Origin of the sequence: Streptococcus parasanguinis, from assembly GCF_001074805.1 — a bacterium.
Taxonomy (GTDB): Bacteria; Bacillota; Bacilli; order Lactobacillales; family Streptococcaceae; genus Streptococcus; species Streptococcus parasanguinis_A.
In genome coordinates, this window is the sequence record NZ_JUPI01000057.1 from 1 (window position 1) to 3,987 (window position 3,987).

The window sequence follows — 3,987 nt, forward strand, 5'->3', positions numbered from 1 at the left end:
CTGCGTCTTGCTCGACAATCCAAAAACAATTGAGAGGCTAGGACTTTTGTCCCAGCCTCTTTTGTACTAGATCAACAGAAAAACGGATGCTGTCTAAAAATCTTGCATTTTTTTGCAATTTAGGTTACAATGAAGACTATAAAAAACGCGTAATCCCTAGGGTCTTTCCCTCAGGGAATTTTGTGTGTTTTGACCTATTTTCGATGGAAAGAAGCTTTGCTTCTACCGCAGGAAAAAGTATGAATAACATTGGAGGTAATAATGATTCGATCCTTAATTTCCGAGATCAAAGAATTCAAGAAGCCCTCGTTTTTGGCTTCCTTGTTCATGGTCTTTGAAGTCATGTTTGAGATTTCGATTCCCTTTGTCATGGCGAGTCTTTTGGACCAAGGTGTTCAACAAAGAAACATGAACAATATTTTGTTTTACGGTGGGCTCATGCTGGTCTGTGCCTTTCTCTCCCTCTTTTGTGGGATGCAGTCTGCCCGTTATGGCGCCTATGCATCGGCTGGTTTTGCCAAAAACCTTCGTCGGGCTATTTTCAAAAAGGTTCAAACCTTCTCATTTGAGAATATTGATCAGTTCTCATCAGGTGGGTTAGTCACTCGGATGATGACGGATGTGACCAATGTGCAAAATGCCTATCAAATGGTCATCCGGATCTGTGTACGGGCACCTCTTAATTTGATCTTTGCTATTGTGGCTTGTTTTATGATCAATGCGGAAATGGCCATGATCTTTGTCTATGTGACCATCTTTTTGGCAGCTGTCTTAAGCATCATCATGAAGATTGTGTATCCGCTCTTCACAGAAGTATTTGAAGCTTATGACAATCTCAACAACAGCATTCAAGAAAACATCACCAATATGCGGGTGGTGAAGTCCTACGTTAAGGAAGCAGATGAAACGGTTAAATTCAAGAAGGCTTCGCGTTTGATTTATAACATGTTTATGAAGGCTATCCGTGTCGTTGTCTTGAGTAGCCCAGCTATGATGCTTTCCATGTATGCTTCTTTCCTTTTGATTTCTTGGATCGGGGCTCATCTGATCGTTGGTGGTCAACTCTCCACTGGGAATTTGACTTCTATGTTTAGCTACACCATGACCATTCTCATGTCGCTCATGATGTTTATGATGATCTTTGTCATGTTGTCGATTTCCATGGCCTCTGTCGAGCGGATCAATGAAGTCTTAACGACCAAAACGACGATTGACTCTCCAGAAAATGGGATCAAAGAAGTCGCTGATGGATCCATCAACTTTGAGGATGTGACTTTTGCCTATACTGATGAAAATGGCGACAAGACCCATGTCTTGCAAGGGATTAACCTTTCCATTCGTTCAGGGGAAGTCATTGGTATCTTGGGGGGAACAGGATCAGGGAAATCGAGCTTGGTGCAGTTGATTCCTCGTCTCTATGATGTTGAGTCTGGTCGGGTGACAGTAGCAGGTCACGATGTCAAAGAATACGATCTTGATTCTCTTCGTAAGCAAGTAGCCATGGTTCTTCAGACCAATGTCCTTTTCTCTGGTACGATTAAAGAAAATATGCGCTGGGGAAATAAGGATGCGACAGATGAAGAGATCATCGCAGCTTGTAAGATTGCGCAAGCCGATGAATTTATTCAAGATTTCAAAGAGGGTTATGACACCATGATTGAGCGTGGGGGATCCAACGTCTCTGGTGGCCAACGCCAGCGTCTCTGTATCGCGCGTGCCCTTCTTATGAATCCGAAGATCTTGATCTTGGATGATTCGACTTCGGCAGTCGATACCAAGACAGATAGTTTGATCCGTCAAGGATTGGCAACCAGCTTGAAAGAGACGACCAAAATCATCATTGGTCAACGGATTTCCTCTATTCAAGATGCAGATCGTATCATCGTGATGAATGATGGCCAAATCGATGCGATCGGTCGTCACGAGGAATTGCTTGCGACCAATGCCATCTACCAAGAAGTATATGAAATGCAAACACAAGGGAAAGGAGAAGCAGATGAAAACTAAGAAAAAAGCAAATCTAGGCTCTATCCTTCGCCTGCTCGACTTCCTTTGGAAAAACTACAAGCTATCCTTGATTGTTTCCTTTATCTTAATCATTCTATCGTCTCTTGCGACGGTCAATGTAACAGCTTCGATTCAGTCCTTGGTCGATGTCTATGTGGAGCCCATGCTGACAAGCAATAGCCATGATTTTGGACCGCTCTTGTCCTTCTTGACACGGGTTGGTTTGATCTGTTTGATCGGGGTCCTTGCCAACTATGGCTTTACCTTGATTATGGCGACTGTTTCACAAGACTCACTTAGAAGTCTTCGAAATCAGTTGTTTGCTCGCATGCAAAAACTGCCCGTTCGTTACTTTGATACTCACCAACACGGGGACATCATGTCTATCTATACCAATGATATTGATGCTCTTCGCCAAGCGGTTGAACAATCCATTCCTCAACTCTTATCCTCAGCGATTACCATCCTTGGGGTAACGATTACCATGCTGACGGTTAGTCCACTCTTGTTCTTGATTGTTCTCTTCATGGTTATCGTCATGGTCTTTATCATCAAGGATGTTTCTGGCAAGTCAGGTCGTTACTTTGGCGCCCAACAAAAGAACTTGGGGATTGAGAACGGCTTTATTGAAGAAATGATGTCTGGTCAAAAAGTGGTTAAGGCCTTTGTGCATGAAAGAGAAAGCATTGAGGATTTTGATCGGATCAATGATCAACTCTTTGAATCCTCTTACCAAGCCAACCGCTATGCCAATGTCCTCATGCCGATTCTTGGGAACTTGGGAAATGTTTCCTTTGTTCTGACAGCCTTGATCGGGGGCCTCTTTGCGCTAAACGGCGTCGGTGGTTTAACCATTGGTGGTCTCATGGCCTTTCTGCAATTGAACCGTTCCTTCACAGGTCCCATTGCCCAAGTTTCTCAACAATTGAACTTTGTCCTCATGGCCTTGGCTGGTGGAGATCGTGTCTTTGATCTCTTGGACGAAGAAGAAGAAGTCGACCAAGGAAAAGTGACGCTGGTCAATTATGAACTAGTCGATGGAGAAATGGTCGAAACCGATCAGAAAACCAACAAATGGGCTTGGAAACACCCTCGTCCAAATGGGGATTATCAGCTTGTCAAGATGGTCGGAAATGTGGTCTTTGATGATGTTGATTTCTCTTATGATGGGAAGAAACAAATCCTTCATGGCATCAACTTGTACGCGGATAAGGGGCAAAAAGTGGCCTTTGTCGGAGCGACTGGTGCAGGAAAAACAACCATCACCAACTTGATCAACCGCTTCTATGATATTCAGTCTGGAATGATCACCTATGATGGGATCGATATTAAATTGATCGAGAAAGATTCTCTTCGTCGTTCCCTCGGAATCGTTCTTCAAGATACCCACTTATTCACTGGTACGATTGCGGAAAACATCGCTTATGGCCGTGCTGATGCAACACGGGAAGAAATCCTTGAAGCAGCTCGGATTGCCAATGTGGATTCCTTTGTTAAGCACTTGGATCAGGGCTATGAAACGGTCTTGACAGATGATGGGGCTGGCCTTTCAAACGGTCAACGACAATTGATCGCCATTGCCCGTGCAGCCCTTGCCAATGCGCCAGTCTTGATTCTGGACGAAGCGACGTCTTCGATCGACTCACGGACAGAGAAGATGGTGCAAGAAGGGATGGACCGCTTGATGGAAGGTCGGACAGTCTTTGTTATCGCCCACCGTCTATCGACGATTGTCAATTCCGATGTGATTATGGTAATGGACCACGGACGCATCATCGAGCGAGGCAACCATGCTTCCTTGATGGCAGAACGTGGAACCTATTACCGCTTGTACACCGGTGGACTTGAAATTGATTAAAGAAAAAAAGCTTGAGCGTTGGCTCAAGCTTTTTTGGCTTATGGATAATGACTTCTTAGAAACTTTCCTTAGGTGAGTACGGACGTTAGGTGAAATTATCCAGTGGATGATTTCAGCAATCC

The 3,987-nt window shown here is 44.3% G+C and carries 2 protein-coding genes; both read left to right on the plus strand.

All coding sequences use genetic code 11. The annotated features are described in order from the left end of the window. Positions 1-261 precede the first annotated feature (261 nt). A complete protein-coding gene (locus ADI76_RS04130) occupies positions 262-2,007 on the plus strand; it encodes an ABC transporter ATP-binding protein (protein WP_041818303.1) in 1,746 nt (581 codons plus the stop codon). Beyond that, a complete protein-coding gene (locus ADI76_RS04135; RefSeq protein WP_049514875.1) occupies positions 1,997-3,865 on the plus strand; it encodes an ABC transporter ATP-binding protein in 1,869 nt (622 codons plus the stop codon). Before ADI76_RS04130 ends, ADI76_RS04135 begins: the two co-directional genes overlap by 11 nt. Positions 3,866-3,987 lie beyond the last annotated feature (122 nt).